A 25,607-nucleotide genomic window follows, 5' to 3' on the forward strand; every position below is an offset into this window, starting at 1 on the left:
ATCACCAGGTGAGGGGGATGCTGGGCGCCGGTTCGGTCGACGGCGGCACTCGGAACGTCTTGATGACCTGCTTGGCGATCGCGTTGAACGTGGGTGCCGCTGCCCGGGACGACATAATCGTAGTCGGATAGGCGAAGGTCACCGTGATCGCGTACTGGGGGTCGTCGGCGGGCAGCATGCCCACGACCGACACGATGCGGTCGGATGTGTACACACCGTTCTTCGCGACCTCCGCGGTGCCGGACTTCGCGGCGATGCGATACCCCGGAACGGCGAGCGTCGGGCCGAGGTGGTAGTTGGTCACCACGTTCTCGAGGATGTTGATCGTCTGCTTCGCGGCCTTCTCCGAGACGACACGGGTGCCCTCCGGCTCCGGGACATCCGTCCACGTGCCATCGGCGTGCTCGCATCCCTCGACGAGGGTCAACGGGATGCGCACGCCTCCGTTGCCGATCGTCTGATACAGGCTCGCCACCTGGGCGCTCGTCGCGGTCATGCCCTGACCGAACTGCTGCGTGACCGCCGTGACCGGGTCGGTGTCAGCGACCGAGCGCACGAAGCCGTCGTCCTCCGCGAGGAAGTCCGCGCCGGTGGGCGATCCGAAGCCGAACGCCTTGAGGTACTCGATGCGCTGCTTGAGGGGCATGAGCTCGGTCATCTGCCCGATGCCGATGTTCGAGGAGTTGACCAGCACGCCCGCAGTCGTGAATCGGATCGTGTCGTGCAGCCACGAGTCGTGGATCTCGGCACCGACGGGCAGCCCCTTCGTGTACGCGGAAGGCACGGTGAACTGCGTCGTGGGCGTCAGCACGCCAGCATCCAGCATGCCGGCGACAGTCGCCGTCTTGATGACCGATCCCGGCTCGTACGGGGCGACGAAGCTGCGCGCTCCCGCATCCTCCGCCTTCGCGGAGTTCAGATCGTTGGGGTCGATCGTGGGCCAGTCGGCCGCGGCTCGAATCTTCCCGGTCTTGATCTCGACGACGAACGCGGTGCCCCACTTCGCACCGATTGCCGTGCCCTGCTCGGCGAGGGCCTGCTGGGTGAACCACTGCAGATCCGAGTCGATCGTCAGGTGGACGGTCCCGCCGTCCTTCGCGGGCTTCTCGACAACCTCGGAACCGGGCAGTCGCACGCCATCGGCACTCAGCGCGTACTGGACCTCGCCGTTGGTCGAGGCGAGGCACTCGTCCCACTTGAGCTCCGTGCCCGAAAGGGCGCCGTCGGTGCCCATGAGGCCGATCAGGTTGCCGGCGATGGCACCGTTCGGGTAGCTCCGCGCGGGTTGGGGCTCGCTGTAGACCCACGGGATGTCGAGGTCGCGCACCGCACGGAACACGTCGAGGGTGACCGACTTCACGAGGTAGACGAATCGCGCGTCGGGATCTTCTGTGAGCGTCGTCGTGAGTTCCGCGGGATCCGCGCCGGTCAGATCGGCGATCTCCTGAACGGCCTGCTGCAGGCTCACCTTCACGCGAGTCTTCGTGCCGTCGACCTCCTCGACGCGGTCGAAGTCCGACTCGACCATGTCGGGGGCCGCCGTGATGTTGAACCGGTCGACGCTCGTCGCGAGCACCGTCCCGTTCGCGTCGACGATGTCGCCTCGCGTGCCCCACAGGGTCGCCGGATACGTCTGCTGCCGGGCGATCTTGCTGAACGTGTCGGCCCGGACGACCTGGATGTCCACGAGCCGCACCGAGAAGATGACGACAACGGCGAACACCGCGAGAACGGCGAGCGTCAATCGGCGGCGCGTGCGCCGGGCTTCGATCACGTTCTCTCCTGCCTCAGCGGGTCGTGGGCGACGGTATCGCGCCCTGTCCGCTCGTCGACGGAACGACACCCGAGCCGGATGACTCGGCGTCTCCGGCGTCTGTCGTGATGGCCGCGTTCTGCGCCGCCTCGATGTCCTTCAGGTCGATCACGTCGGACCCGTCCGCGAGGACGTTCCCGATGAGATTGCCGCCCTGCCCCACGATCTGTCCGGTCGCGGGCCCCCCGGACCCGACAGCCTTCGCCTTCGAGACGTCGAGGAACACGGGGTTGCCGCCGACCACCATGCCCAGCGCATCGGCACCGGCGATGAGGTTCTGGGTCGAGCTCAGGCGCTCGAGCGACTCCTGGCTCGCGTTCTGGTCACGCTGCAAATCGCGTCGCTCCGTTTGGAGATGCGAGATCTGGTACGCGCCGTCCGCGAGCACCATGCTCATTCCCAGCTGCGCGAGCAGGATCACTCCGATGCCTCCGATCGCGACGAGCGCGGCATACAGGCGTGGGCGGGCGCGCTTCTGGGCACGGCTCGGCGCGACATCGAGGTGGCGGCGGGGCTCCTGTGTAGGAGCGGATGCCGGCAGGAGCCGGGCTGTGGCGGCGCTCATGCGGCCTCCGTGATCTTCTCGGCCGCACGGAGGCGGACGGGGGTGGCGCGCGGGTTCCGCGCACGTTCGTCGTCGTCGGCGAGTTCCGCGCCGCGCACCAGAAGGCGCAGCTCGGGTCGGTGCTCGGGCAGCTCGACCGGAAGCCCCCGGGGAGCCGTCGACGTCGAGCGGGTCTGCAGGACGCGCTTCACGATGCGGTCCTCGAGGGACTGGTACGCCATCACCACGATGCGGCCCCCGGGCCCGAGCGCGTCGACAGCGGCGGGGATCGCGCGTTCGAGCACCGCGAGCTCCTGGTTGACCTCGATCCGGAGTGCCTGGAAGACCCGCTTCGCCTGGTGCCCGCTTCGACGCGCGGCAGCAGGGGTCGCCTCGTCGATGATCGCCACGAGACGCGCCGAGCTCTCGATCGGCTCCACCTGTCGCGCCTCGACGATCCGACGGGCGTAGCGGGGCGCGAGCTTCTCCTCGCCGTACTCGTAGAAGATCCGGCGAAGCTCGGATTCGTCGTATTCCGCGAGCACCCGTGCCGCGGTGAGTTCGGACGTGTCGTCCATCCGCATGTCGAGCGGAGCGTCCCGGGAATAGGCGAAGCCGCGCTCCGGGAGGTCGAGCTGCATGGACGAGACGCCCAAGTCGAAGAGGATGCCCGCGATGCTCTCGATGCCGAGGTCTGCCAGCACCTGCGGCAGGCCGTCGTAGACGGTGTGGACGAGTTCCACGCGGTCGCCGAATCGTGCGAGACGCTCAGCGCTCATCGCGAGGGCGTGCCGGTCGCGATCCAGGCCGACGAGGCGCACCTCGGGGAAGCGATCGAGCATCGCCTCGGCGTGCCCTCCGAGCCCGAGTGTCGCGTCGACGACGACCGCCCCGGGCGAGGCGAGCGCCGGAGCGAGCAGCTCGAGACAACGCTCGAGCAGGACGGGGATGTGGAGGCGATCGGTCATGATGCGGGGCCGCTCCCCCGGGTCCGATCCCCATCCGCTGCGACCTGGCACCGGGGAAGGTGTGCCAGGGAGCGCGGCTGAGGGTCGCACCCGGGGGCGCTAGAACAGGCCCGCGATCACCTCCTCGTCGGTGTCGGCGAAGTCGGCCTCGGTGGAGGCGTAGTAGGCCTCCCACGCGGCGGTGTCCCAGATCTCGGCGCGGTTGCCCGTGCCGATCACGGTGAGCTCGCGCCCCAGGCCCGCGTACTCGCGCAGCATCGCGGGGATCGTCACACGGTGCTGCTTGTCGGGGATCTCCTGCGAGGCGCCGCTCAAGAGCAGACGGAGGAAGTCGCGACCCTTCTTGCCGGTGACGGGCGCCTGCCGGGCGCGCTCGTGCAGGTCTTCGAACTCCCGCTGGCTGAACACGTAGATGCAGCGCTCCTGGCCTCGGGTCATCACGACACCGCCGGCGAAGTCGTCCATGAACTTCGCCGGAAGGATGATGCGCCCCTTCTCGTCGAGCTTGGGGACGAACGTGCCGAGCAGCATGCCCTCCCCCTTCGCTCCGGCCAGATCCAGGTGTGCTCCACTTTACTCCACAATCCACCACCAACCAAGCAAAATGCGCCCCAGATCGGGGGGTGTCGTACGAAGAGGCCCGAAAACTAAAGGGAAGTAGGGCGTGGAGGAAGGTGGAGGGAAAAGCGCGCCTCGGGGAGGAAAGCGGGCACAAAAAAACGCCGGTCCGAAGACCGGCGTTCTCAGCGGGCGGCGAAAGCCGCCCGGATCAGCGGTTGTCGCGGGGACGCGACGGGACCGTGAGACGAAGTGGAGGGGCTGCGACGAGCACGGCACCGCCGAACATCGCGACGAACCCCGCGACCCCGACCAGTGGCTGGCGCAGAACGACCCCGAGCACCAGCAGCGTCAATCCGATGAGCAGCCCGATGGAGGCGATGACGATCGCGGTGGCGTTGGCACGACCTCGTCGCACACCCACGGTCGTGACGTCGTCGGCCTCGCTGTGATAGAGATTGCGCTCCATCTCGTCGAGGAGGCGCTGCTCCTGCTCGGAAAGCGGCATGTCGTGCTCCTTCAGCCGTCCGGCGTCAAGCGGTCGCCGGTGCAAACATGATTGTAGGCGCGGACGCCTGGCTAGGCTAGGTACGTGGCTGGGAGTACGCGGTTAGTCGACCAGGTCGCCGCTCGGATCGACGATGCGCTCGATTCGCACCAGACCTCGCTCTCGGCGATCTCCCCCGATCTCGAGCCGCTCGTCAGCCGGGCACGCGATCTGCTCGCGGGCGGGAAACGCTTCCGTGCGCTCTTCTGCTACTGGGGGTGGCGCTCCGTTTCGGGCATCGCGGATCACGATCCGCTCCCTGAACTCGGTGCCCCCAGTCGCGACGACGAGTTGCCCGCCGTGGTCTCCGTCGCTGCAGCCCTTGAGCTCTTCCACGCTGCCGCGCTCGTACATGACGACATCATCGACCGCTCCGACCTGCGCCGAGGCCGCCCTGCAGCGCATCGCGCGTTCGAGGCCCTTCATCGCGACGAGCGCTGGCAGGGCGACCCGGAGCGGTTCGGCGAGGCCGCCGCGCTCCTGCTCGGCGACATCCTCCTCGTCTGGAGTGACGAGCTGTTCGAAGCGGGCCTCGCGGAACTCCGCGACCGCGAGCACGCGATCGCAGCCCGCGCCGAGTTCACGACCATGCGCACCGAGGTGACGGCGGGACAATACCTCGACGTGCTCGAGGAGGATTCCTGGCGGTCCCGACCGGAATCCGAGTTGCTGCCTCGCGCCCACCGGGTCATCGTCTACAAGTCCGCGAAGTACAGCATCGAAGCGCCGCTCGCGATCGGAGGCGCTCTTGCAGGCGGCTCGCTCGCGCAGCTGTCCGCGCTCCGCAGCTTCGGCCTCCCCCTCGGCGTCGCGTTCCAGCTGCGCGACGACATGCTGGGGGTCTTCGGCGACCCGGAGGTCACCGGGAAGCCCGCGGGAGATGACCTCCGGGAAGGCAAGCGCACCGTGCTCATCGGATTGGCGCGGCAGAAGATGCCTCCGACTGCCGTACGTGTGCTCGACGAGCTGCTCGGCGATCCGAGCCTCGACGACGCCCAGGTGCGGATGCTGCAGAACACGGTCCGCGACAGCGGAGCAGCGGATCAGGTGGAGCGGATCATCGCCCACAACGTCCGCACCGCGCGCGAAGCGCTCGCCGGCGCACCGCTCAGCCCCTCGGCGCTGTCCGCGCTCGATGAGCTCGCCGACCGCGTCACGCGGCGCGACGCCTGATCGCGGTCAGAACGCGAGCGCCTGCGCGACCCGGCGCACCTCCGACTTGCGACCTGCGCGCAGCGCGGCGAGCGGAGACGTGCCCAGGCTCTCCTCGGACGCGAGGAGCCATTGCATCGACTCGTCATCGGTGTAGCCACTATCGGCGAGCAGCACGAGAGTGCCGCGAAGCTCGGGGAGCGGCTCGCCGTCCTTGATGAAATCTGCCGGCATCTGGAGCACGCCATCCACGCGCACGGCGAGCAGGTGGTGGTCTTCCAGCAGGCGGTGGATCTTGCCGGGAGTCACGCCGAGGGCCTCGACGATGTCCGGGATGGTGAGCCACGAGGTCGGTTCGGTCACTCTCCTAGCGTGCCACGGGTCACGAATCACGTCGCCCCGAGACAAATGTTACGAACATGTAAACGCCAGCCACACGCGCCACATTGGTTGACTCTGTTAAACATCTGTGACACGTTGTCATCGGGGAATAGCCGCTTCGGGCCGGAGGGGAAGGCACGCCAGGGATGTACGACACGGATCAGATGAGCGCACGAGCACGCGAAGTCTTCGCGGGGCTGACGCCGACCCCGATCGTTGCCTCCCCTCCGCGCGAGCGCGCCGTTCCGCCCGCCCTCGCGAAGAGCATGATGGCGACGGTGCCGATCGTCCTCGCCGGAACGCTCACCGTCACCGGCGCGGTCTCGCCCGTCGACGCGGCGCCGCAGGTCGAGCGGAAGCCCGCGAAGCCGAAGAGCTCGCTCGGCACGACCGTCCGCACGGTCGTCGCCGCGGCGGCCGCCACCACGACGAAGAGCGCCGCCGCGCCGTCGACCTACACGGTCAAGGCCGGTGACACCGTGTCCGGGATCGCTGGGCGCTACGGCCTCAAGACGGCGAGCGTCCTCGCACTCAACGGCCTCGGCTGGAAGTCGCTCATCTTCCCGGGGCAGGTGCTGAAGCTCTCGAACAGCAAGACGTCGAGCTCCGCGTCGAGCTCGACCTCCAGCTCCAGTTCGACCTCGAAGAGCTCGGCGGGGCGGTACACGATCGTCACGGGCGACACGATCTCGGGGATCGCCAAGCGCTTCGGCGTGACGACCCAGGCGGTGCTCACCGCCAACGGTCTCAGCTGGTCGAGCATCATCTACCCCGGTCAGACGATCGCGATCCCCGGAACCACGCTCGCCGTGGAGAACGTTTCGTCCGTCACCCCGATCGACGAGGTTGACGACCCGCCGTCGACCCCCGTCGTCTCGACTCCGGCTCCGGTCATCAACTCCACCTATGTGATCAAGACCGGCGACACGATCTCGTCGATCGCGAAGAAGTTCGACGTCAGCATCCAGAAGCTCCTCGACGCGAACGGCCTCAGCTGGTCGAGCATCATCTACGCCGGCCGCAGCCTCACGATCCCGGGAGTCAAGGTCGTTCAGGACGGCAGCACCGTGACGCCGCTCACGAGCGAGATGGCCGCCAACGCACGCATCATCATCCAGATCGGGCGCGAGCTGAAGGTACCCGACCGCGGGATCGTGATCGCATTGGCCGCCGCCATGCAGGAGTCGAGCCTGCGCAACATCGACTACGGCGACCGCGACTCGATCGGCCTGTTCCAGCAGCGTCCGAGCACCGGCTGGGGCACGAAGGCCGAGATCCTCAACGCCTCGCACGCGGCGCGCCTCTTCTACGGCGGCCCGAGCAACCCCAACAAGGGCGTCACGCGCGGACTGCTCGACATCCCGGGCTGGAAGTCGATGACCCTCACCCAGGCCGCACAGGCGGTGCAGATCTCCGCGTACCCGAACGCCTACGCGAAGTGGGAGACGAGCGCGACCGCATGGCTGGCTCAGCTGGGCTGACCGAGCCGGTCGGCACGCAGCCCACGGCCGTCCCGTCCGTGTGGCTGCGAGACGACGAGGGCGCGCCCTCGTACACTCCTAAGGTGTCCACCAGCACGACCGACCCCCTGATCGGCCGCCTCATCGACGGTCGGTATCAGGTGCGATCCCGCATCGCCCGGGGCGGCATGGCGACGGTGTACCTCGCCACCGATCTGCGCCTCGAGCGTCGCGTCGCGGTCAAGGTCATGCACGGACACCTGGCGGACGACAGCCAGTTCAAGCAGCGCTTCATCCAAGAGGCCCGTTCGGCCGCGCGACTCGCCCACCCGAATGTCGTGAACGTCTTCGATCAGGGCCAGGACGACGACTCCGCCTACCTCGTCATGGAGTACCTGCCGGGGATCACCCTGCGTGACCTCCTGCAAGACCACGGTGCCCTCACGCCCGAGCAGACGATCGACATCACCGAAGCAGTGCTCTCGGGCCTCGCGGCGGCGCACAAGGCCGGCATCGTCCACCGCGACCTCAAGCCCGAGAACGTGCTCCTCGCCGACGACGGGCGCATCAAGATCGGCGACTTCGGGCTCGCGCGTGCGGCATCCGCGAATACCGCGACCGGCGCCGCGCTGCTCGGCACGATCGCCTACCTCTCCCCCGAACTCGTCACGCGCGGCATCGCCGACACCCGCAGCGACATCTACGCGGTGGGCATCATGATGTACGAGATGCTCACGGGTGAGCAGCCCTTCAAGGGCGAGCAGCCGATGCAGATCGCCTACCAGCACGCCAACGACTCGGTGCCGCCGCCCTCGAATGCGAACGACCAGGTTCCGGCCGAGCTCGACGAGCTCGTGCTGTGGGCCACCGCCCGCGATCCGGAGGAGCGCCCGCGCGACGCCCGGATGCTCCTCGACCAGGTGCGCGAAACCGAGAGCCTGCTGCACACGGCTCTGCCGACCGGATCCGTGGCGACGCAGAAGACGATGGTGCTCCCCGCCGCCCGCCAGCTGACGGCCGAGACGCAGGTGATCGGCGGGCGCGCACCCATCGCGCGCGAGACGGCGCCGATCAGCCCCAACGCCGTGAAGCTGCGCGGCAAGGCCGACGCGCGGCGCCGACGCGGATGGGTCGCGGCGATCCTCGTGCTCGTGCTCGCGGTGGCCGCGGGCGGCGCCGGATGGTGGTTCGGCCTCGGACCCGGCGCACACGTGACGATCCCCACGAGCATCGTGAACATGGAGCCGGACACCGCGCGCGGCCTCCTGGAGGATCTCGGAGTCGAAGTCGCCGCCGAGAACGCCGAGGTCTACAGCCTCGACGTCGAATCGGGACTCGTCGCGGGAACCAACCCGGATCCGGGATCCAGCATTCGGCGCGGAAGCGTCGTGACGCTCGAGGTGTCGAAGGGGCCGCGCCCCGCGGAGATCGGCGAGATCGCCGGACTCGACCTCGACGCCGCGACGCGTGCGATCGAGGCAGCCGGGCTCGAGCTCGCCGAGGATCAGATCGACTACCGCTTCTCGTCGAAGGTCGCCGAGAACGTCGTCATGAGCGCATCCGTCGGCGACATCGACGTCTCGGGCGGCACCGATGCCCTCTCGGACGGTGACGTGATCTACGAGGGGCAGAGCGTCGCGCTCGTGGTGTCGGTGGGCGATGTTCCCGACATCGCCGGGCTGTCCGTCGAAGCGGCGACCGCGAAGCTCGTCGAGGCGGGACTCAAGGTCGACCCCGAGCCGCAGGAGAGCCGGAGCGAGACGGTCGACGAGGGCCTCGTGATCGGACTCGCCGACCACGGCACGCTGCGACCGAACGACACGGTAATCCTCAACGTCTCGTCCGGGCCGCCGCTCGTCGTCGTGCCCAACGTCGTCGGCGACACCTGGGCCGTCGCCAAGGAGATCCTCACCGAGGCCGGGTTCGCCCTCGACTACAACGCGTTCGTCGACGCGGCGCCGAGCTTCTTCACCGTCTCGAGTGTGGACCCCGAGCCCGGAAGCGAGCAGCCCAAGGGCTCCACGCTGTCCGTCCGCTTCTCGGGCTGAGCCCGAGCGAGCGCTTCACCGGCTCAGCGAGCCGCGAGCTCCTCCGCCACGAGGAACGCCAGCTCCAGCGACTGCATGTGGTTGAGGCGCGGGTCGCACAGCGACTCGTAGCGCGTCGCGAGGGTCTCCTCGTCGATGTGCTCCGAGCCGCCGAGGCACTCGGTCACGTCGTCGCCCGTGAGCTCCACGTGGATGCCGCCCGGGAACGTACCGGCGTCGCGGTGGGCCTCGAAGAAGCCGCGGACCTCGTCCACGACATCGTCGAAGCGGCGCGTCTTGTAACCGGTCGGCGTCGTGATGCCGTTGCCGTGCATCGGGTCGGTGACCCACAGCGGCGTCGCGTCGAAGCCCTTGATGGCCTCCAACAGCGGCGGCAGGGCGTCGCGGATCTTGCCCGCGCCCATCCGCGTGATGAAGGTGAGCCGGCCGGGCTCGCGTTCCGGATCGAGCTTGTCGATCAGCCGCTCCATGTCGTCGATCGACGTCGTGGGGCCGAGCTTCACGCCGATGGGGTTCCGGATGCGCGAGAAGTAGTCGATGTGTGCGCCGTCGAGATCGCGGGTGCGCTCCCCCACCCACAGGAAGTGGGCCGAGGTGTTGACGGGGGTGCCGTTGCGCGAGTCGATGCGGGTCATGGGGCGCTCGTAGTCCATGAGCAGACCCTCGTGCGCGGTGTAGAACTCGACGCGCTTCAGCTCGTCGAAGTCGGCGCCCGCCGCCTCCATGAACCGGATGGCGCGGTCGATCTCCTTCGCGAGGCCCTCGTACCGCTGGTTCGCGGGGTTCTGCGCGAAGCCCTTGTTCCACGAGTGCACCTGCCGCAGGTCGGCGAAGCCACCCTGCGTGAACGCGCGGATGAGGTTCAGCGTGGATGCGGCGGTGTGGTACCCCTCCACGAGACGTCGCGGGTCGGCCGCGCGCGACTCGGGGGTGAAGTCGTAGCCGTTGACGATGTCGCCGCGGTAGGCGGGCAGCGTCACGTCGCCGCGGGTCTCGAAGTCGCTCGAGCGGGGCTTGGCGAACTGCCCCGCCATCCGCCCCATCTTGACCACGGGCATCGACGCGCCGTAGGTGAGCACGACCGCCATCTGCAGGAGGGTCTTCACGCGGTTGCGGATCTGCTCCGCCGTGGCCCCCGCGAAGGTCTCGGCACAGTCGCCGCCCTGCAGCAGGAACGCTTCGCCACGGGCCGCGCGCGCGATCCGTTCGCGGAGGATGTCGACCTCACCGGCGAACACCAGCGGCGGCAACGCGGCGATCTCGGCGGATGCCGCATGCACCGCATCCGCGTCGGCCCACTCCGGCTGCTGCTTGATCGGCAGCTCCCGCCAATAGTCGAGACCGGCGATCACTGCGGGATCTGCCTGCACGACGGGCTCGGTGGGGTCTTCCACGGGGTGGTCCTTCGACGTATGGAGCTGCGGGAAAGGGGCGCGGACGCCCCAGCCGACCAGCCTAGCCGAGCGACGAAGGCGCCGCCGTCCGCGCGGCGACGACCGCCTCCCGGGCCTTGGCGGTCTGGGTCCGCCCCTTGACGCTCGACGCGTACGCGTCGACGTACTCCTGGCCCGAGAGGCGCGAGAGTTCGTACATGATCTCGTCGGTAATGGACCGCAGCACGAACCGGTCGCCCTCGAGTCCCGCGAACCGCGAGAAGTCCAGCGGTTCGCCGAAGACGATTCCCACCCGGCGCACCTTCGGGATCTTCGTGCCGACGGGCATCACCTTCTCGGTGTCGATCATCGCCACCGGCACCACGAGCGCGCCCGACTCGAGCACCATGCGCGCGATGCCCGTACGGCCGCGGTAGAGGCGTCCGTCGTGGCTGCGGGTGCCCTCCGGATAGATGCCGAGCTGGCCACCCGTGGCGAGGTGTTCGAGACCCGAGTTGAGGGACGCCTCAGACGCCTTGCCGCCCGAGCGGTCGATCGGCAGCTGGCCGACCGCGAGGAAGAACCGCTTCACGATCCAGCCGCGCAGTCCCCGCCCGGTGAAGTACTCGCTCTTCGCGAGGAAGCGGATCTGGCGATCGACGACGAGCGGCAGGAAGATCGAGTCCATGAACGACAGGTGATTGCTCGCGAAGATCACCGGGCCCTGCTTGGGCACGTTCTCGGAGCCGCGCACCCAGGGTCGGTAGACCGACAGCAGGAACGGGCCGACGATCACGTTCTTCAGGAACTGGTAGAACACGTGGGCGACCTCCGACGAACGATTCTAGGCGCGCACTCGGCCGTCAGTCTCGGGCGGCATGGATGCGGGCGATGTCGGCGGCGCCGACGATGCCCGCGTCGTTGACGAGCTGCGCGGTTGCGAACTCGGGCTCGGGGTGGAAGCCACGGGCGGGCAGGTGCGCCAGGTACGCCTCGCGGATCGGCTCGAGCAGCAGATCCCCCGCCGCGGCGACTCCCCCACCGAACACGAACAGCTGCGGGTCGAGTACGGCCGACAGCGACGCGGATGCCTGGCCCAGCCATCCGCCGAGCTCGCGCAGCGCGAAGAGCGCGCCCGGATCCTCCGCGACGATGAGCTCGTAGACTGCGTGGCCGTCGAGCTCGCCGCGCTCCTCGCGCACGAGCGCGAGAGCGTTACCGATTCCTCGCTGGTCGGCGATCTCATTGGCGTAGCGCATGAGGGCGCGACCCGAGCCGTACTGCTCGATGCAGCCACGCTGGCCGCACCCGCACGGCAGGCCGCCCGGCACGACCCGCATGTGACCGATCTCGGCCGCGGTGCCGAAGCCGCCGCGCATGAGCCGTCCCTCGGTGACGATCGCGCCACCCACGCCGGTGCCGATCGTGAGGAGCGTCATGTCGCGGTATCCGCGGCCGGCGCCGAAGCGGAACTCCGCCCAACCGGCGGCGTTCGCGTCGTTGTCGATCGTGATGTCGAGGCCGGGGAGCCTCTTCGCGAGATCCGCACGCAGGGGCTCGCTGCGCCAGGGGATGTTCGGGGTGTAGTACACCGTCGACTGCGCGGCGTCGATGAACCCCGGTGCCGCGATGCCGGCACCCGCCACCTCGCCATCGGCGCGAAGGCTCTCGACGACCTCGACGACGGCATCGATGATCGCGGAGCCGTCACCGGCCGGAGTGGGGCGGCGCTCCTGGCGGACGATGGTGCCGTCTTCGGCGACGAGACCGCCCGCGATCTTCGTCCCGCCGATGTCGATTCCGATGGCATGCACGGGGCACGAGTCTAGTGGCGAGGTGGGGTCCTCGCCCGCCAATACAGGCCTCGCAGGGGTTCGCGCGGGTTACAGTAGAGGATCGACCCCCGCCCACGGTATCGAAGGAGCTACCTGTGAACGAGATCTACGTCCCGGCCGCCGTCCCCGCCGACCCGGAGGCCAACACCACCGACCTTCTGGTCGATCGGGTCGCTCGCACCCCGAACGCTCCGCTCTTCTCGTTGCCGACCGACGATGGCGGCTGGAGCGACATCTCGACCGCGGAGTTCCACACGCAGGTCGTCGCGCTCGCGAAGGGTCTCATCGCCGCCGGTATCCAGCCGGGCGACAAGATCGGCTTCATCTGCCGCACGCGGTACGAGTGGACCCTCATCGACTTCGCGACGTGGTTCGCGGGCGCGGTGCTCGTGCCCATCTACGAGACCTCGGCGCCCGCCCAGATCGCGTACACGCTCTCGGACTCGGGTGCCACCGCGATCATCATCGAGACTTCCGAACAGTTCGCGCGATTCGACGAGATCGCCGCCGACGTCCCGCAGGTCACGAAGGTGTGGCAGCTGGGTCTCGGCGACCTCGACAAGATCGTCGCCGGAGGCACCGAGATCAGCGATGTCGAGGTCGAGGAACGTCGCACGATCGCGAAGGGCTCGGACCTCGCGACGCTCATCTACACCTCCGGATCCACGGGGACGCCCAAGGGCTGCATCCTCACGCACTCCAACTTCGTCGAGCTCGCCCGCAACGCGGCGGTCGCCATGAAGGAGGTCGTGGCGCCCGGGTCGTCCACGCTGCTCTTCATCACGACGGCTCACGTGTTCGCGAGATTCATCTCGATCCTCGGGGTGCACGCGGGCGTCAAGGTCGGGCACCAGGCCGACACGAAGCAGCTGCTGCCGGCGCTCGGGAGCTTCAAGCCCACGTTCCTGCTGGCCGTCCCGCGCGTGTTCGAGAAGGTCTACAACTCGGCGGAGCAGAAGGCAGCCGCGGGTGGGAAGGACAAGATCTTCCACAAGGCCGCGGATGTGGCCATCGCCCACTCGAAGGCGCTCGACGCCGGCCACGTGCCGTTCGGGCTACGGGTGCAGTTCGCCCTGTTCAACCGACTCGTCTACGGCAAGCTGAAGGCGGCCATGGGCGGCAACGTGCGCTACGCCGTGTCGGGATCCGCACCCCTCGGTGCGCGCCTCGGGCACTTCTTCCGCAGCCTCGACGTGCAGATCCTCGAGGGCTACGGCCTCACCGAGACGACCGCACCGGCGACGGTCAACATCGTCTCGAAGTTCAAGATCGGCACCGTCGGCACACCGCTGCCGGGCGTGGGCATCCGGATCGCCGAAGACGGCGAGATCCTCGTGAAGGGCGTGGACGTCTTCCAGGGCTACTGGAACAAGCCCGCGGAGACCGCGGCGGTGTTCACCGACGAGTGGTTCCACACGGGTGACATCGGCTCGCTCGACGAGGACGGCTACCTCACGATCACGGGTCGCACGAAGGAGATCATCGTGACCGCCGGCGGCAAGAACGTCGCCCCCGCGGCCCTCGAGGACCCAATCCGCGCGAACCCGATCGTGGGTCAGGTGGTCGTCGTCGGCGACCAGAAGCCGTTCATCTCGGCGCTCATCACTCTCGACCCCGAGATGCTCCCGGTGTGGCTGAACAACAACGGCGAGGCGGGCGACATGAGCCTCGACGAGGCCGCGAAGCACCCGAAGGTCATCGCCGAGGTGCAGCGGGCGGTCGACGCCGCCAACGCGCGGGTGTCGCGAGCGGAGTCGATCCGCAAGTTCGTGATCCTGCCGTCGGAGTTCACCGAGGCGAGCGGTCATCTGACCCCGAAGATGTCGATCAAGCGCGCGGTGATCGTGAAGGACTTCTCGCGCGAGATCGAGGGCCTCTACATGGGTGCCCCGGTGACCCAGGGCATCTCGGTCACCGGCTGAACCAGTCCGCCTGACGGATCGCGCGCATCGCCTCGCGCTTCGTCTCGGGTTCGAGACCCTCGATGTAGAGCTGCCCGTCGAGGTGCCCGCACTCGTGCTGGAGCGCCTGGGCCATGAGACCCTCGCCCTCGAGCACGACCTCGGCGCCGTCGACATCGATGCCGGTGACGCGCGCCCACGGGTAGCGCATCCGGGGGAAGTAGAAGCCGGGCACCGAGAGGCATCCCTCGTCGACCAGCTCGGGCTCCCCCGCGACCTCGAGCACGGGGTTCAGCACGTACGAGATGTCGCCGTCGATGTTGACGCTGAACGCGCGCAGCCCCACGCCGATCTGGTTGGCGGCGAGACCGGCGCGTCCGGGCGGGGTGACGGTGTCGATCAGGTCGTCGACGAGCGCCCGCACGCGTGCGTCGCCCGGGTCGCGGACCGGATCGGTGGCAGAGCGGAGCACGGGGTCGCCGAAGAGGCGGATCTGGCGTTCGGTCATGAGGTTCGTGTGGTCGGGATGCCGTCCATGACGATGGCGGCGAGTTCGCGCGCCGACTCGCGCGTGAAGGGCTTGAGAGTGCTCCAGCGGATGACGGATCCCGCGGCGAGCTCGGCGTCGTACGGCATCCGCACGACGGCCCGCACGCGCGAGCTGAAGTGGGCGTCGATCTCGTCGAGCTTCACGAGGTTGGTGCCGTGGGTGGCGGTGTTGATCGCGACCACGGCGTTCCGGACGAGGTGCCCATAGTTGTTGGCCTCGAGCCACGTGAGGGTTTCGGAGGCGAGCCGCGCCTCGTCGACGCTGCCTCCCGAGACGATCACGATCGAGTCGGCGCGCTGCAGAGTGGCGCGCATCACGGAGTGCACGATGCCCGTGCCGCAGTCGGTGAGCGCGATCGAGTAGTACCGCGACACGAGGTCGGCGACGACGTTGTAGTCGTTCTCGTCGAAGGCCTCCGACAGCAGCGGATCGGTGTCGGACGCGAGGACGTCCAGGCGCGTCTCGTCGCGGGAGACGTGGCTCGAGAACTCGCTGAAGTCCTTGATGGCGGCGGCGTGGGTGACGATGTCGCGGACCGTCGACCGGGTCTGCCGGGCGACGCGCTCGGAGAGCGTGCCGCGATCCGGGTTGGCGTCGACCGCGATGATGCGGTCTTCCCGCACATCCGAGAGGGCCATGCCGATGAGGGTCGTGATCGTCGTCTTGCCGACGCCGCCCTTGCGGGTGAGGACCGGCACGAAGCGGGTTCCGCCCTCGAAGCGCTTCGCGATCCGCGCGTCGAGCGCCTTGCGGGCACGGACCTTCGGCGAATCGCCCAGGTTCACGAGGTGCAGGGTGCTCGCGTACACGAATGCGGGCCAGCCACCCTCGGGCGCCGTGCGGTTGCGCTTCGGCTCGAGCAGGCGGTCGGGGGTGAGCATCGCGGCGGGCTCGGGAGACGTTCCCGGGCGACCCCGACCGCGGCGCGAATAGAGCTCGTCGTCGCCGGGCAGCGGGACGATCGGGATCTCGGAGGACGGCGCCGCGTCGTCGTCGGCAGTGTGGACGACATCCGAGACGACCTCGATCGAAACGGTGCCGGAGCCGTCGGCGACGACCGGTGCGACCGACGAAGGCGTCGTGACGACCTCGCCGAGGGCGACCTGCACCTCGTCTTCCGGAGCCTCGTGATGCTGTGCCGGAAGCTCGACCGAGAGTGTCAGATTGTCGGGGAGGGCTGCGACGCTCGGGGCGTCGGAGCTCTGGGGTTCGGGAACCGAGGCGTTGTCGTCCCCGGGGTCCTCCCCCGTTGTGGTGCGCACCATGGCCCCGACCCTACTCGACCACGACGAGCAGGTCTCCCGCGTCGACCTGCTGGGTGGTGGGGATCGCAAGACGCGCGACGCGGCCGGCGACCGGCGTCGTGATCGCCGCTTCCATCTTCATCGCCTCGATCGTCGCGACCGGCTGGCCGGCCTCCACGGTGTCGCCCTCGGAGACCTTCAGCGTCACGACCCCCGAGAACGGGGCGGCGACCTGACCGGGCTTCGACGATTCCGCCTTCTCGGCCGCGGCCTCCTTGACGGTGATGCTGCGGTCGCGCGCGAACACGGGCCGGAGCTGGCCGTTCAGGATCGCCATGACCGTGCGCATACCCTTGTCGTCGGCCTCGCCGATCGCCTCGAGCCCGACGAACAGGTTGACGCCCGGCCCGATCTGCACGGTGTGCTCGACACCCGGCTTGAGCCCGTAGAGGTAGTCGACCGTGTCGAGGGTCGAGAGGTCGCCGTACTGGTCGCGCACCTGCTCGAATTGGCGCGTCGGCGCGGGGAACAGCAGCTTGTTGAGAGTGGTGCGGCGCGCCTCGGTGTCTCCTTCGAGGCCCGCGCGGTCGTCGTCCGACAGCTCCTCGACGCCGACCCGCACCTCGCGGCCCTTCAGCACCTTGCTGCGGAACGGCTCCGGCCATCCGCCGGGGAGGTCGCCCAGCTCGCCCGCCATGAAGCCGATCACCGAGTCGGGGATGTCGTACTTGTCGGGGTTCTGCTCGAAGTCGGCCGGGTCGGCGTTCGTCGCCGCGAGCTGCAGCGCGAGGTCGCCGACGACCTTCGACGACGGCGTGACCTTCGTGGGGCGACCGAGGATCCGGTTCGCGGCGGCGTACCAGTCCTCCACCTTCTCGAACTGGTCGCCGAGGCCGAGCGCGATCGCCTGCTGACGCAGGTTCGACAGCTGACCGCCGGGGATCTCGTGGTGGTACACGCGACCGGTGGGGCCGGGCAGGCCCGACTCGAACGGCTTATAGGCGCGGCGCACCGCCTCCCAGTAGGGCTCGAGGTCCGAGACCGCGTCGAGCGAGATGCCCGTGTCGCGGTCGGTGTGCGCGGTCGCCGCGATGAGGGCCGAGAGCGAGGGCTGGCTCGTGGTTCCGGCCATCGGGGCGGATGCCGCATCCACCGCATCCGCGCCCGCCCGCGAGGCGGCGAGCAGCGTGGCGAGCTGGCCGCCTGCGGTGTCGTGGGTGTGCACGTGCACGGGCAGATCGAAGCGCTCGCGGAGGGCGCTCACGAGCTTCTCGGCGGCGCCGGCGCGCAGCAGGCCCGCCATGTCCTTGATGGCGATGATGTGCGCACCCGCGTCGACGATCTGCTCGGCGAGTCGCAGGTAGTAGTCGAGCGTGTACAGCTCTTCCTTCGGGTCGAGCAGGTCGGCGGTGTAGCAGAGCGCCACCTCGGCGACCGTCGTGCCCGTTTCGAGCACCGCGTCGATCGCGGGACGCATCTGGTCGACGTCGTTCAGAGCGTCGAAGATGCGGAAGATGTCGATGCCGGTCGACGCCGCCTCGCGGACGAACGCCTCGGTCACCTCCGTCGGGTACGGGGTGTAGCCGACCGTGTTGCGGCCGCGCAGCAGCATCTGGATGGCGACGTTCGGAAGGGCCTCGCGCATCCGCGACAGGCGCTCCCACGGGTCTTCCCCGAGGAAGCGCAGCGCGACGTCGTAGGTGGCGCCGCCCCAGGCCTCGACGGAGAGCAGCTGAGGCGTCATGCGCGCGAGGTGCGGCATGACCGCCACGAGGTCCTTCGTGCGCACGCGCGTCGCGAGGAGCGACTGGTGGGCGTCGCGGAAGGTCGTCTCGGTGACGGCGAGGGCTGTCTGGGTGCGCAGGGCGTGTGCGAACCCGGCGGGGCCGAGCTCGAGCAGGCGCTGGCGGGAGCCGTCGGGCGCCGGGGTCGCGAGGTCGACCTCGGGGAGCTTGAGCGAGGGCTCGATCGCGCCCGCGCCGTCGCCGTAGGGCTGGTTGACGGTCACGTCGGCCAGCCAGTTGAGGATCTTGGTGCCGCGGTCGCGGGACTCGCGGCCCCGCAGCAGACCGGGGCGCTCCTCGATGAACGAGGTGGCGATGTCGCCCGCGACGAAGGCGGGGTCGTCGAGCACGGCCTGCAGGAACGGGATGTTCGTGGAGACGCCGCGGATGCGGAACTCGGCGAGGCCGCGACGCGCACGCGCGACGGCCGCCGGGAAGTCGCGCCCACGAGCGGTCATCTTGGCGAGCATCGAGTCGAAGTGGGGGCTGATCTGCGCGCCCGGGTTGATCGTGCCGCCGTCGAGGCGGATGCCCGCACCGCCCGGCGAGCGGTAGGTGGTGATCTTGCCGGTGTCGGGGCGGAAGCCCTGCGACGGGTCTTCCGTGGTGATGCGGCACTGGAGCGCCGCGCCGCGGAGGTGGATCGAATCCTGGGTGAGGCCGAGGTCGGCGAGCGTCTGGCCCGCGGCGATGCGCATCTGCGACTGCACGAGGTCGACATCCGTGACCTCTTCGGTGACGGTGTGCTCCACCTGGATGCGGGGGTTCATCTCGATGAACACGTGCTTGCCAGCGCGCTCCCCTGCGGTGTCGAGAAGGAACTCGACCGTGCCGGCGTTGACGTATCCGATGGACCGAGCGAACGCGACCGCGTCGCGGTAGAGCGCCTGGCGGGTCTCGTCGTCGAGGTTCGGGGCCGGCGCGATCTCGACCACCTTCTGGTGGCGACGCTGCACCGAGCAGTCGCGCTCGAACAGGTGGACGGTCTCGCCGGTCGCGTCGGCGAGGATCTGCACCTCGATGTGACGCGGCCGCAGCACCGCCTGCTCGATGAACATGGTCGGGTCGCCGAAGGCGCTGTCGGCCTCGCGCATGGCGGCTTCGAGGGCGGGACGCAGCTCTTCGCGGGTGTCGACGCGGCGCATGCCACGGCCACCGCCACCGGCGACCGCCTTCGCGAAGACCGGGAAGCCGATCTCGTCGGCACCGTCGAGCAGCACCTGGATGTCGGTGGTGGCGGGGGTGGACTTCAAGACGGGAACGCCCGCCGAGATCGCCCGCTCCTTCGCGGTGACCTTGTTGCCCGCCATCTCGAGCACGTGCGAGCCGGGCCCGATGAAGGTGATGCCGTTCTCGGCGGCGGCCTGGGCGAGCTCGGGGTTCTCGGAGAGGAAGCCGTAGCCGGGGTAGATCGCATCCGCACCCGCCTCCTTCGCGACGCGGATGATCTCCGACACGTCGAGGTAGGCCCTCACCGGGTGGCCCTTCTCGCCGATGAGGTACGCCTCGTCGGCCTTCAGGCGATGCATCGAGTTGCGGTCTTCCCACGGGTAGACGGCGACGGTGCGGGCGCCGAGCTCGTAGGCGGCGCGGAACGCGCGGATCGCGATCTCGCCGCGGTTTGCCACCAGGATCTTCGAGAACATGCGGTCCTTCCTCCCGGTGACCGGGCGCGGGGGCTTTGGGTTCTTTCAGACTAGTGAAGGTAGGCTGCCTTCTCGTGCATGTCCTCAGTGTGAGCTCCCTCAAGGGAGGCGTCGGCAAGACGACGGTCACGCTCGGACTGGCGTCCGCGGCCTTCGCGCGGGGCATCTCCACACTCGTCGTCGACCTCGATCCGCAGTCCGACGTGTCGACCGGAATGGACATCAACGTCTCCGGTCATCTGAACGTCGCTGACGTGCTCGCGTCGCCGAAGGAGAAGATCGTGCGCTCGGCGATCGCGCCCTCCGGCTGGACCCGCGGACGCACCGGGCGGATCGACGTGCTCATCGGGTCGCCGTCGGCGATCAACTTCGACGGACCGCATCCGTCGATCCGCGACATCTGGAAGCTCGAGGAGGCGCTCGCGCACGTCGAGAAGGAGTACGAGCTCGTGCTCATCGACTGCGCGCCGTCGCTCAACGCGCTCACCCGCACCGCGTGGGCCGCATCCGATCGCGTGGTCGTGGTGACGGAGCCGGGCCTCTTCTCGGTCGCGGCCGCCGACCGCGCGCTGCGCGCCATCGAGGAGATCCGCCGCGGTATCTCGCCCCGCCTGCAGCCGCTCGGCATCATCGTGAACCGCGCGCGCGTGCAGTCGCTTGAGCACCAGTTCCGCATCAAGGAGTTGCGCGACATGTTCGGGCCGCTCGTGCTCTCGCCCCAGCTGCCCGAGCGCACCTCGCTGCAGCAGGCGCAGGGCGCCGCGAAGCCCCTGCACGTGTGGCCGGGCGAAGGGGCCCAGGAGATGGCCCACAACTTCGATCAGCTGCTGGAGCGCGTGCTGCGCACCTCGCGCATGACCGAGGTGCAGCCCTCCCCCAGCGCCTGACGGGCGGGCGGACGGCCACGTGCCGGGAGGCTCCCCAGCACCTGCACGCTCCGGCGGGTTTCCCGCAATCAGGCCCTAACCCGACCGGGGCCAGCTGAGGAACCGGCAACTATCGCCAGATCCATAAGGGGCTGGGGTCGTAGTACTCACCGCTGTCTTCGTTCGTGAAACACACGCCGGCGACGACGTAGCCCTCGAATGAACCAGCCCGGAGCAGAAATACGAGCTTACGTTTCGGCGGATATAGACCAGTCTCGGCGAGGATTTGCTCCGACTCGAGAGAATCTGCCTCAGCGACGACCAACGGATCCAGCGCGGTCAGCAACTTCATCGCGTGGACATTCTGAAAGAGGATGTCCACGCGCGTCGCGAAAGCCTCCGACTTGTTGCTACGCAAGAGCAGCCGACCCATGGTAACTGAGTAGGCCCACACTTGATATTGACGCTTGGGGACGTCCATCACGCGGCGCTCATAACATGAGGATACCTGGAGGAACCCGACATCCTCCACAACTTCGACCAGCCTCACGGGGAGATGCGACCAGGAGAGTAGCTGGCTGTCAGCTCCACAATCCGATCGCTTCGCTTCATGTCGATGGTGGCGTCAGACTCCGTGAATTCGAATACCTGATCACCGCCGGCCTCTAGGCCGTCTAGCAACGCGGCCATGCAGATAGCGAAGTCCAGGACCGGCGCCCAGCCGCAGTGAGTGCTGAAGTCCAGATCACCGACTTCGAAACGAATGTCGCCGAGGAAGCAGTCGTAGTGGAGCGCGATCGCGGGCAGCGCGTCCCCGGCGACGTTGTCATCGAGTCGGTCTATTGCAATCGTTGCGTCGAGAATGACACGTCCGTCTTGTGGGTCCGGACGGCGACCTCCTTGCGCGTCGGTTCCCAGTCTTCGAATCCGGCATCCCGCGGTGTTGACTACGCGCGCGTGGTCGCCGGTTGATGCCATTTCAGCCACCGCTCTTCTGATCGTCCAACGGCGCCGTCGGCAGTCCGGCGGCCGCCCAGAGACGTGCCGCACTCTCGACCTCGGCGCGCGTTCCCGCGAGTACGACGTGGAACGGGACCGCGGGCCGGTCCCACCATGCACCCTGCTCGATCGGCTGCGCCCAGTCCGCTGCCGCCGACCTCAACGATCCCGCGAGCACGCTGAGCTGCGTCGCGTCCGCATCGGCAAGGACCTGATCGGGCTCGGTGATGACGACGAGATGCCCACGGCCGGCGGGCAACTCCAGATCGGCGACGCACTCGTCGAACGCGTCCCAGTTCTCGCCGAAGTACAGGGGAAATTGCATCGCCGCCGCAAACTCATCGAACAGTCCGCCGCGCGTACGCATCTTGCGACCTCGAACGACCCGCGTACTCAGGCCGACCTCGATCCATCTGATGATCGCCGACCCGATCGACTGCGGATCACCGACCAAAGTGAACGGCTGGAGGTCGGAGTGAACCTCCGATAATGCCCACTCACCCGTCATCGTCCCGCCCCGAATCATTAGCAATCATCATTCCGCAGAAGGCTCACGCGGTCTTTCCGGTTTCGTAGATCAGGTTGCCCCGGGTTTGGCGATCGGCCAAGAAGTCGGCGATCACCTGGGCGTGTGCAGCGTCGCGAGTATCGACGGCAAGCAGGTGCCGCGATGACCATTCCAGTAGGGCTCCGAACATGTGCAAGGAGCCAGCGACCTCGTTGGGCGGATGGATCGACTCACCGAACCACACTCGGAAGACATACCGGCCGGACGGCTCGACCACTCGACTGATCACGTACTTCCGAGGACCTTCCGCCGCCGTCTCGACGACATCCCCCAACGCGAGGTCGTAGACAAAGAACGGGATGCAGCACAACTCGAACTGAACTTCCGAGATCTGACGCGCCCAGAGTTGCTCACGCGCCAAAGCCGCCCCCTGGGACGAGATGTCGGCAGCAATGATGAAGTCGCTCCGATCTCGCCAAACAGGTTCCAGTTGCCTAGCCTCCCCTTCCCGGCTCACTGCCCCACCGGCTGGTCTGACGATCAGTTCGGAGTCAACGACTCGACCAGGGCGCGAATCGAGTCCAGGTTCTCAGCGATTCCCTTCCGCCTGGCGAAGGACTCGGCCTCATCAATAGCTTCACCCAAGAGGTTCAGAAGCACCTCATATCGATCCGAGACCTCGCCCGGCGGAACCGCCGCCTGCACCATAAGGTGCGAATCCCTCCTGCTGAAGCGCCCCGTCCGCACTCCCTCGAACTCATTAGGCGCCAACTTGCCATCGACGTGATACACGACGTTCACTCGCAGCGGACTCACGACTCCCTCGCTAGCCTTGATGACCTGTTTCATCACCGAGCGAATAGCCAACCCCCACGCGTTGTTCTCGGCGTCCGAGTCGCCAAGGATGAATCCGACTGAGAGCACGGCCGGTTCGCCATCCGAGTTCGTCATCCCACCGCCCCTGCTCACGGCTCCAACGAATCGACCAGGGCGCGAATCGACGCAAGGTTCTCAGCGATTCCCTTGCGCCTGGCGAAGGACTCGGCCTCATCAATAGCTTCACGCAAGAGGTTCAGCAACACCTCATGTCGATCCGAGACCTCGCCCGGCGGAACCGCCGCCTGCACCATAAGGTGCGAATCCTTCTTGCTGAATCGCCCCGTCCGCACTCCCTCGAACTCATTAGGCGCCAGCTTGCCATCGACGTGATACACGACGTTCACTCGCAGTGGGCTCACGACTCCCTCACGCGCCTCGATCACCTCGTTCATCACCGAGCGAATAGCCAGTTTCCAAGCCCGGTTCTCGGCGTCCGAGTCGCCGAGAATGGCGCCAACTGAGAGCACGGCCGGTGCGCCGCCCGAGTTCGTCATCCCACCGCCCCTGCTCACGTCTCCGGCTGGTACGTCTCGCGCAACAACTCGGCGACGTTGGAAAGGAGCGCGCGAGCGTCGGCAGGGGTAAAGCCGAGCCTGGTGTGAAACTCCCAATCCTCGACGGCCTCCAGCGTCTCAAGGAGCCCCCCACCAAAGAGGAGCAGATCATCACGGGTCATTCCGATCACGAGCTCGGCATCATCTATCTCGTCTTCACCGATCCATCTCGAGTCGGGACGCAATAGCCTCATTTGCCTCACTTTAGGGCGGGAGAGGTTGCCAGAGTGCCCGACCCCGCGAAATGACGTACCCGCATGCCGCCCGAGTACGTGACGACCCTCAGCACGCGGCAGATCGCTCAGAGCACCCCGGACGCCGGGTCATCGACCACGCTGACAACCGTTGCGCGAGCGACAGGCCGAGGGCCCTCCATGATCAGCAGTTCCGCGCCCTTTACCAGGTGAGGCTCGACCATGCGTGGAGCCAAGAAGCGGCCTCTCGCCTGCATGGTCTCAGCTTGAGTGCCAAGCAGTTCCAGGACGACGCTGAAGTGCTCGCCCGTTGTCCGGCCCCGCGGTTCGGTACCGACGAAGACGGCGGTCGCTGCATAATCTGGGCCGGACGGCGGCCCGGAACGACGACCTCCGTCCGCAGGAGACAACCACCGCACCGCCAGCAGGCAGTGCCAACGGGCGTCGCTCATCGCAGCAGACGGCCCCGGCTCAGAGGCCGAGCGCCTCAATCAGCTCGGGGTAGGGAGCGTAGACGGCGCGGGCGGCATTCTGCAGACGAGCGACGTCGATCTCGGCCGCGGGTGTCGTCGACGGAAGCGCGGCCTCCCATCGCGCGAGAAACGCATCCAGCTGCTCCTGGCTCACAATGATCGCCGGCCACTCCTCGCGGTCCCCGACTACCGGTTCGAGCACCTGCGCGAACTTGACCGGATACAGACGGAATGCAGTCTCGTCCTTCAGCACCCCGCTCAACCGCATCAACCGCAGCGCTCCCTCGGCGCGCTCGCGCACCAACTGCCATGCCGGATCGTCCAATGCAGAGACATCTCCGGAAAGATCAGGCGTGCGAAGGGCGTCACCGACCGAAGCAAGCTGAGCTTCCAAGCCGGGAACAAGCCCCAGCTCCGCCTCGCTCAACTCAACCGCGTCATCGAACTCTTCCAGCAGCTCCTGCAGCACATCCAGATCGCTCAGGTCGGGCTCCTGCGCGCGCCCTTCCAAGTACTCGATCTGCGCCCGAGGGTCATCCGACAACGACACCAACGGCCCCGCCAACACCAAAAGAGCCTGCGACGGCTCCGACGCCTTCTTGTCTCGCTTACGCTGCCACATCGGCCGACCTCAACTCACTCAACTCCACTCGGGTTCCCGAATCTCGAAATCTCGAGGACTCACCGCAACCAGCAGCTCCGCGAACGCCCTCCGAAACAACACTTCGCGATACGTGCTCCACCCCGACCCGAACACCTCCGGGCTGGCCGCAACATCAACATCGGCGAGCTCGGGAACATCCACCAACGGGGGATCCGACACGCTCATCCACCGCCACACACCGCACGTCCCACACCGCGAACCCTCACGGCCATGACGCGCAACCGTCAGCTCCGACAACACGGCCGGATCGAACCACCGATCCCCCACCACCGGAATCACCAACTGGAACGCCTCACCCGCAGGCTGCCGCGGCCACCCCACCGGCCGCATCGTCACCCGAAAACCGGCAGCTACGATCTGCTCCGCAACCGCACCTGACACACACACAAGATCGAAGCGCCAATTCGGAGTCCACGCCCCCTCCGGCCGCAACCCAGACTTCTGCAGCACCAGATCGCCCCGCTGCGGCACCTGCGGCGTACCGCAATCACGACACCACCCATCAGCGCCATACAGCGGATCCTTGCCCGTGGAATCCTCCGGCCACGGCCAGCCCCGGAAGCGCTTCGCGTCCAACCAGACGAAGTCGCTCACGTGGGCCCGCCCTCGCACAGGCGCGATCGACGCCGGCTGCAGTCCGCGGCAGCGGCGATCCGAGTCATGCTC

The 25,607-nt window shown here is 68.0% G+C and carries 26 protein-coding genes; 5 read left to right on the plus strand and 21 right to left on the minus strand.

Annotation, left to right across the window (positions count from 1 at the left end; translation table 11 throughout):
• Window position 1 precedes the first annotated feature (1 nt).
• From FVQ89_RS12885 to FVQ89_RS12905, 5 genes are all read right to left on the minus strand, one after another.
• Window positions 2-1,774, minus strand: a complete 1,773-nt coding sequence (locus FVQ89_RS12885; protein ID WP_187265025.1) for a penicillin-binding protein 2 — start codon at window positions 1,772-1,774, stop codon at window positions 2-4.
• A gap of 13 nt (window positions 1,775-1,787) precedes the next feature.
• Window positions 1,788-2,378, minus strand: a complete 591-nt coding sequence (locus tag FVQ89_RS12890; protein WP_147902319.1) for a hypothetical protein — start codon at window positions 2,376-2,378, stop codon at window positions 1,788-1,790.
• Window positions 2,375-3,325, minus strand: a complete 951-nt coding sequence (gene rsmH, locus FVQ89_RS12895; protein ID WP_370454477.1) for a 16S rRNA (cytosine(1402)-N(4))-methyltransferase RsmH — start codon at window positions 3,323-3,325, stop codon at window positions 2,375-2,377. The genes FVQ89_RS12890 and rsmH overlap by 4 nt, the downstream gene beginning before the upstream one ends.
• 99 nt (window positions 3,326-3,424) lie before the next feature.
• The gene (gene mraZ / locus FVQ89_RS12900; protein ID WP_147902320.1) at window positions 3,425-3,856 is read right to left on the minus strand and encodes a division/cell wall cluster transcriptional repressor MraZ; all 432 of its coding nucleotides are present in this window, start codon (window positions 3,854-3,856) and stop codon (window positions 3,425-3,427) included.
• Between the two features lie 238 nt (window positions 3,857-4,094).
• The gene (locus FVQ89_RS12905) at window positions 4,095-4,391 is read right to left on the minus strand and encodes a DUF3040 domain-containing protein (protein WP_147902321.1); all 297 of its coding nucleotides are present in this window, start codon (window positions 4,389-4,391) and stop codon (window positions 4,095-4,097) included.
• A gap of 84 nt (window positions 4,392-4,475) precedes the next feature.
• Between FVQ89_RS12905 and FVQ89_RS12910 the strand changes: the two genes are divergently transcribed.
• On the plus strand, window positions 4,476-5,603 hold the full coding sequence (locus FVQ89_RS12910; protein WP_147902322.1) for a polyprenyl synthetase family protein: 1,128 nt from the start codon (window positions 4,476-4,478) through the stop codon (window positions 5,601-5,603).
• 6 nt (window positions 5,604-5,609) lie between these two features.
• On the opposite strand, the gene FVQ89_RS12915 is transcribed toward FVQ89_RS12910, so the two are convergent.
• Window positions 5,610-5,945: an Rv2175c family DNA-binding protein gene (locus FVQ89_RS12915; RefSeq protein ID WP_147902323.1), complete on the minus strand. Its 336-nt coding sequence runs from the start codon at window positions 5,943-5,945 to the stop codon at window positions 5,610-5,612.
• Window positions 5,946-6,109: 164 nt separating this feature from the next.
• Here FVQ89_RS12915 and FVQ89_RS12920 point away from each other — a divergent pair, with 164 nt between their 5' ends.
• A complete protein-coding gene (locus tag FVQ89_RS12920) occupies window positions 6,110-7,444 on the plus strand; it encodes a LysM peptidoglycan-binding domain-containing protein (protein ID WP_255513600.1) in 1,335 nt (444 codons plus the stop codon).
• Between the two features lie 83 nt (window positions 7,445-7,527).
• Window positions 7,528-9,471, plus strand: a complete 1,944-nt coding sequence (pknB, locus tag FVQ89_RS12925; RefSeq protein ID WP_147902324.1) for a Stk1 family PASTA domain-containing Ser/Thr kinase — start codon at window positions 7,528-7,530, stop codon at window positions 9,469-9,471.
• Between the two features lie 23 nt (window positions 9,472-9,494).
• Here pknB and FVQ89_RS12930 read toward each other — a convergent pair whose 3' ends face one another.
• The 3 genes from FVQ89_RS12930 to FVQ89_RS12940 all read right to left on the minus strand — a co-directional run bounded on the left by FVQ89_RS12930 (window position 9,495) and on the right by FVQ89_RS12940 (window position 12,658).
• Window positions 9,495-10,823, minus strand: coding sequence for a class II 3-deoxy-7-phosphoheptulonate synthase (locus FVQ89_RS12930; protein ID WP_187265040.1), 1,329 nt, complete (start codon window positions 10,821-10,823; stop codon window positions 9,495-9,497).
• Between the two features lie 103 nt (window positions 10,824-10,926).
• Window positions 10,927-11,664, minus strand: coding sequence for a 1-acyl-sn-glycerol-3-phosphate acyltransferase (locus FVQ89_RS12935; protein ID WP_147902326.1), 738 nt, complete (start codon window positions 11,662-11,664; stop codon window positions 10,927-10,929).
• A gap of 43 nt (window positions 11,665-11,707) precedes the next feature.
• Window positions 11,708-12,658, minus strand: a complete 951-nt coding sequence (locus FVQ89_RS12940; protein ID WP_147902327.1) for an ROK family glucokinase — start codon at window positions 12,656-12,658, stop codon at window positions 11,708-11,710.
• A 116-nt stretch (window positions 12,659-12,774) separates the two neighbouring features.
• On the opposite strand from FVQ89_RS12940, the gene FVQ89_RS12945 reads away from it, so the two are divergent.
• Window positions 12,775-14,601: a long-chain fatty acid--CoA ligase gene (locus FVQ89_RS12945; protein WP_147902328.1), complete on the plus strand. Its 1,827-nt coding sequence runs from the start codon at window positions 12,775-12,777 to the stop codon at window positions 14,599-14,601.
• Here FVQ89_RS12945 and FVQ89_RS12950 read toward each other — a convergent pair.
• The 3 genes from FVQ89_RS12950 to FVQ89_RS12960 are packed head-to-tail and all read right to left on the minus strand — an operon-like array spanning window position 14,591 to window position 19,804.
• On the minus strand, window positions 14,591-15,088 hold the full coding sequence (locus FVQ89_RS12950; protein ID WP_147902329.1) for a peptide deformylase: 498 nt from the start codon (window positions 15,086-15,088) through the stop codon (window positions 14,591-14,593). The genes FVQ89_RS12945 and FVQ89_RS12950 overlap by 11 nt on opposite strands.
• Complete coding sequence (locus FVQ89_RS12955) at window positions 15,085-16,395, minus strand: MinD/ParA family protein (RefSeq protein ID WP_147902330.1); 1,311 nt, start codon at window positions 16,393-16,395, stop codon at window positions 15,085-15,087. Before FVQ89_RS12955 ends, FVQ89_RS12950 begins: the two co-directional genes overlap by 4 nt.
• 10 nt (window positions 16,396-16,405) lie before the next feature.
• Window positions 16,406-19,804 (minus strand): pyruvate carboxylase, encoded by a 3,399-nt coding sequence (locus tag FVQ89_RS12960; RefSeq protein ID WP_147902331.1) that lies wholly within the window; start codon window positions 19,802-19,804, stop codon window positions 16,406-16,408.
• A 74-nt stretch (window positions 19,805-19,878) separates the two neighbouring features.
• Between FVQ89_RS12960 and FVQ89_RS12965 the strand changes: the two genes are divergently transcribed.
• Window positions 19,879-20,691, plus strand: coding sequence for a ParA family protein (locus tag FVQ89_RS12965; protein WP_147902332.1), 813 nt, complete (start codon window positions 19,879-19,881; stop codon window positions 20,689-20,691).
• Window positions 20,692-20,800: 109 nt separating this feature from the next.
• On the opposite strand, the gene FVQ89_RS12970 is transcribed toward FVQ89_RS12965, so the two are convergent.
• The 9 genes from FVQ89_RS12970 to FVQ89_RS13010 form a co-directional block, all read right to left on the minus strand.
• Entirely contained in the window at window positions 20,801-21,220 is a 420-nt protein-coding gene (locus FVQ89_RS12970; RefSeq protein WP_147902333.1) for a hypothetical protein, read from the minus strand.
• Entirely contained in the window at window positions 21,217-21,657 is a 441-nt protein-coding gene (locus FVQ89_RS12975) for a hypothetical protein (protein ID WP_147902334.1), read from the minus strand. Before FVQ89_RS12975 ends, FVQ89_RS12970 begins: the two co-directional genes overlap by 4 nt.
• A complete protein-coding gene (locus FVQ89_RS12980; RefSeq protein ID WP_370454478.1) occupies window positions 21,650-22,195 on the minus strand; it encodes a barstar family protein in 546 nt (181 codons plus the stop codon). Before FVQ89_RS12980 ends, FVQ89_RS12975 begins: the two co-directional genes overlap by 8 nt.
• Window positions 22,196-22,220: 25 nt before the next feature.
• On the minus strand, window positions 22,221-22,598 hold the full coding sequence (locus FVQ89_RS12985; RefSeq protein WP_255513601.1) for a DUF4265 domain-containing protein: 378 nt from the start codon (window positions 22,596-22,598) through the stop codon (window positions 22,221-22,223).
• Between the two features lie 119 nt (window positions 22,599-22,717).
• Window positions 22,718-23,128: a hypothetical protein gene (locus FVQ89_RS12990; protein WP_147902336.1), complete on the minus strand. Its 411-nt coding sequence runs from the start codon at window positions 23,126-23,128 to the stop codon at window positions 22,718-22,720.
• A 14-nt stretch (window positions 23,129-23,142) separates the two neighbouring features.
• Window positions 23,143-23,550 (minus strand): hypothetical protein, encoded by a 408-nt coding sequence (locus FVQ89_RS12995; RefSeq protein WP_147902337.1) that lies wholly within the window; start codon window positions 23,548-23,550, stop codon window positions 23,143-23,145.
• 14 nt (window positions 23,551-23,564) lie between these two features.
• Window positions 23,565-23,804 (minus strand): hypothetical protein, encoded by a 240-nt coding sequence (locus FVQ89_RS13000; protein WP_147902338.1) that lies wholly within the window; start codon window positions 23,802-23,804, stop codon window positions 23,565-23,567.
• Window positions 23,805-24,275: 471 nt separating this feature from the next.
• Entirely contained in the window at window positions 24,276-24,899 is a 624-nt protein-coding gene (locus FVQ89_RS13005) for a hypothetical protein (protein ID WP_147902339.1), read from the minus strand.
• Window positions 24,900-24,917: 18 nt separating this feature from the next.
• The gene (locus FVQ89_RS13010) at window positions 24,918-25,535 is read right to left on the minus strand and encodes a hypothetical protein (RefSeq protein ID WP_147902340.1); all 618 of its coding nucleotides are present in this window, start codon (window positions 25,533-25,535) and stop codon (window positions 24,918-24,920) included.
• Window positions 25,536-25,607 lie beyond the last annotated feature (72 nt).

Origin of the sequence: Homoserinibacter sp. GY 40078 (assembly GCF_008017545.1) — a bacterium.
Taxonomy (GTDB): Bacteria; Actinomycetota; Actinomycetes; order Actinomycetales; family Microbacteriaceae; genus Homoserinibacter.

Bases quoted from the DNA above. Each gene is read 5' to 3' on its own strand.
- FVQ89_RS12890 (WP_147902319.1), bottom strand. From the start codon at position 2,378: ATGAGCGCCGCCACAGCCCGGCTCCTGCCGGCATCCGCTCCTACACAG.
- rsmH (WP_370454477.1), bottom strand. From the start codon at position 3,325: ATGACCGATCGCCTCCACATCCCCGTCCTGCTCGAGCGTTGTCTCGAG.
- mraZ (WP_147902320.1), bottom strand. From the start codon at position 3,856: ATGCTGCTCGGCACGTTCGTCCCCAAGCTCGACGAGAAGGGGCGCATC.
- FVQ89_RS12905 (WP_147902321.1), bottom strand. From the start codon at position 4,391: ATGCCGCTTTCCGAGCAGGAGCAGCGCCTCCTCGACGAGATGGAGCGC.
- FVQ89_RS12920 (WP_255513600.1), top strand. From the start codon at position 6,110: ATGTACGACACGGATCAGATGAGCGCACGAGCACGCGAAGTCTTCGCG.
- FVQ89_RS12950 (WP_147902329.1), bottom strand. From the start codon at position 15,088: ATGACCGAACGCCAGATCCGCCTCTTCGGCGACCCCGTGCTCCGCTCT.
- FVQ89_RS12955 (WP_147902330.1), bottom strand. From the start codon at position 16,395: ATGGTGCGCACCACAACGGGGGAGGACCCCGGGGACGACAACGCCTCG.
- FVQ89_RS12960 (WP_147902331.1), bottom strand. From the start codon at position 19,804: ATGTTCTCGAAGATCCTGGTGGCAAACCGCGGCGAGATCGCGATCCGC.
- FVQ89_RS12980 (WP_370454478.1), bottom strand. From the start codon at position 22,195: ATGATTCGGGGCGGGACGATGACGGGTGAGTGGGCATTATCGGAGGTT.
- FVQ89_RS12990 (WP_147902336.1), bottom strand. From the start codon at position 23,128: ATGACGAACTCGGATGGCGAACCGGCCGTGCTCTCAGTCGGATTCATC.
- FVQ89_RS12995 (WP_147902337.1), bottom strand. From the start codon at position 23,550: ATGACGAACTCGGGCGGCGCACCGGCCGTGCTCTCAGTTGGCGCCATT.
- FVQ89_RS13000 (WP_147902338.1), bottom strand. From the start codon at position 23,804: ATGAGGCTATTGCGTCCCGACTCGAGATGGATCGGTGAAGACGAGATA.
- FVQ89_RS13005 (WP_147902339.1), bottom strand. From the start codon at position 24,899: ATGTGGCAGCGTAAGCGAGACAAGAAGGCGTCGGAGCCGTCGCAGGCT.